Genomic DNA, 2,162 nt, shown 5'->3' with positions numbered 1-2,162 from the left:
CATCGGACCGTAGCGGCAGCCCGAAACCGCGCCAGCGGGTTCGGCGGAGACTGGCGGGTGCGCCAGCAGCTGCCTGTCGGAGTCGGGCCTGACGACCGGATGCCGCCAGGCAGCCGGGAGCCGAAGGTGTCCCCGCCTCCGGAAATCAGAACAACAGACACGACATAACAGAAAAATGCCTCACACCATGACGGGCAGGAAGGGCAGCGCCGCAGGCGCGGCCCTCCTGCATTTCAGGCAGGCGTAAGCCTGCCAGGGTTTTCCGGCGGCCTGGCAGGCCATACCCCCGCCGGAGCGGGGGAGTAAATCACCGACGGAACACATGACCGTCAATAAAGGTGAAGGAGTCCAGGACTAAATCCCGCGCATACGCCTCATAGTCAAAATAGAGCGCCACCATCTCCGGCACGTCAGCCAGCAGGCCGGTATCACTGGCGAACTCAACCGCAAAAGCCTCCTCACTGTCAGCCTCGCCCCACCAGGCATCGCGGAAGGTGTCAAAATCCGTCTCACCGGTATCCTCCACCCAGAGACGATAAGCCTCTTCGCAGCCTTCATCCCGTGCCTGACGGAAGCCTTCAACCCAGGCCCAGTTGATATGGCATTCAGAGGCCATATTCCCCGGGAATCCCTCATAATCCTGAAACATCAGTTCAGGATCGGCTTCATCCTGGTGAAGAGCACGGCAGGCGGCGAAAAAGTCGCGCTCATCATCAAACGTGGTCAGGTCAAACCAGCGTCCGGCGATGCTTCCACAGTTGTATTTGTGCCAGGTTCCAACGTATACAGCAGGTGCAACAACAGACATTCCCGAATCCTCCATAGTCACATGTTCTGCGGCACCGGGCGGTGCCGTGCCTCCATAAAAGCCGGGCGATAAGGCGGGGATGCATAGGGCGCAAGGGAAGCCGCAGCCTGACGCACACGGCTGGCGGGAGTTGGAGGGTGAGACCGCGAAATCTGAGCGGGTGAACGACCGGAAAATCACGGCAGACGGGAAGGAGGGACCGGGTGACCGCAGCGGCGAAGCGTACCCTTGCATCAACGCCAGCCCGGCTAAGATGGAGGCACGGCACAGCCCGCACACGGCGCTGAGGCCACATAACTGAAAACCCATAAGGCCATGCCCGCATGGCCGGGTAAAGCGGAGCCGGCGGCGACTTCCTTTGTGCTCTGTCCGGGGACCGGCAGGAAAAAGGCGGGGATTTTCCCCGCCATCGTCATCATTTCCGGATTTTTGCCAGGGCATCCGCCATGCTGCGGATTTCATTCCGTGCCTCCAGGACAACCTCCCGCAGAATATAGCGGTCAAACCAGCGGCGGGGCGGTTCACCCGGTATACGCAGCACATCACAGACCAGGCCACTGGCCAGGATATGCTCCACACACTCACTGACCAGGTACATTTCCACCGACGAAAAACGTGCGCCACGGTTCAGGATGGCATTGAGCACCTCGGGCAGATTTTCGTCATCTTCATCAAGCCAGCAGGGGTAATCGCTTTCCTTCACGACCAGACGAAAGCGGCGCGTCTGGCGGGTCAGCAACGTCTGACCGGTGGTGGTCAGCGCCGCCCGGATACGCCGCGTATCTTCTGCCACCTGATAACAGATGCTTCGTATTGCATCGCGCACCGCCGCAAGTACAGCCCTGATTTCGTCTTCTGCCAGCCACTCACCGGCATACGGGAAAGACACCTGCGTTCCGTCTGCCGGAAGTACCGGCAGCGCCTGCCACTGGCTACCGGACAGTACAACTTCCGCCCCGGTTCCGGTCATTTTTTGCACGACAGATACCAGAATCGGCAGCAGCACACCATCGTGGCGGTTGATAAGTAACGTCGCCAGCCGGGGCGCATCCAGCCGCACATAAATGCTGATCCAGCCCGGATAGTGCGGGTTCAGTTGTTCAATATCCGTCTCTTCCGGCCAGCCCTGCGCCAGCAGCAGGTTACGGGCGTGACGACAAACCAGTGCATTCAGCGTTTTATTCATGATTCATGGTCTCCCTGAATCGCCGCCCGGAGGCGGCGATAACATCAGTCGTTTTCGTGTGTGTTGTTTTTCAGCAGGGCGCGGGCCTGATTAACCACCGCCTGACGGCGGGTAACGCATTCCGGGACGGCGAGGCCGTAATCACGGGCGGCCCATTCACGTTTCCAC

At 60.1% G+C, this 2,162-nt stretch carries 3 protein-coding genes; all 3 read right to left on the bottom strand.

Translation table 11 applies throughout. The annotated features are described in order from the left end of the window. Window positions 1–307 precede the first annotated feature (307 nt). Window positions 308–808 (bottom strand): antirestriction protein ArdA, encoded by a 501-nt coding sequence (locus RTW80_RS24355; protein WP_312720606.1) that lies wholly within the window; start codon window positions 806–808, stop codon window positions 308–310. Window positions 809–1,223: 415 nt separating this feature from the next. Then, window positions 1,224–1,994, bottom strand: a complete 771-nt coding sequence (locus tag RTW80_RS24350; RefSeq protein ID WP_312720603.1) for a hypothetical protein — start codon at window positions 1,992–1,994, stop codon at window positions 1,224–1,226. Between the two features lie 44 nt (window positions 1,995–2,038). Continuing rightward, window positions 2,039–2,162: DUF1380 family protein (locus RTW80_RS24345; RefSeq protein ID WP_312720608.1), on the bottom strand; the 124-nt coding region annotated here is incomplete at its 5' end.

Origin of the sequence: Escherichia sp. AM3 (genome assembly GCF_032029835.1) — a bacterium.
Taxonomy (GTDB): Bacteria; Pseudomonadota; Gammaproteobacteria; order Enterobacterales; family Enterobacteriaceae; genus Escherichia; species Escherichia coli.
The sequence above is the reverse complement of the archived record's forward strand: the minus strand, read 5'-3'. Positions and strand labels throughout refer to the sequence as shown.

Bases quoted from the DNA above. Each gene is read 5' to 3' on its own strand.
- RTW80_RS24355 (WP_312720606.1), bottom strand. From the start codon at position 808: ATGTCTGTTGTTGCACCTGCTGTATACGTTGGAACCTGGCACAAATAC.
- RTW80_RS24350 (WP_312720603.1), bottom strand. From the start codon at position 1,994: ATGAATAAAACGCTGAATGCACTGGTTTGTCGTCACGCCCGTAACCTG.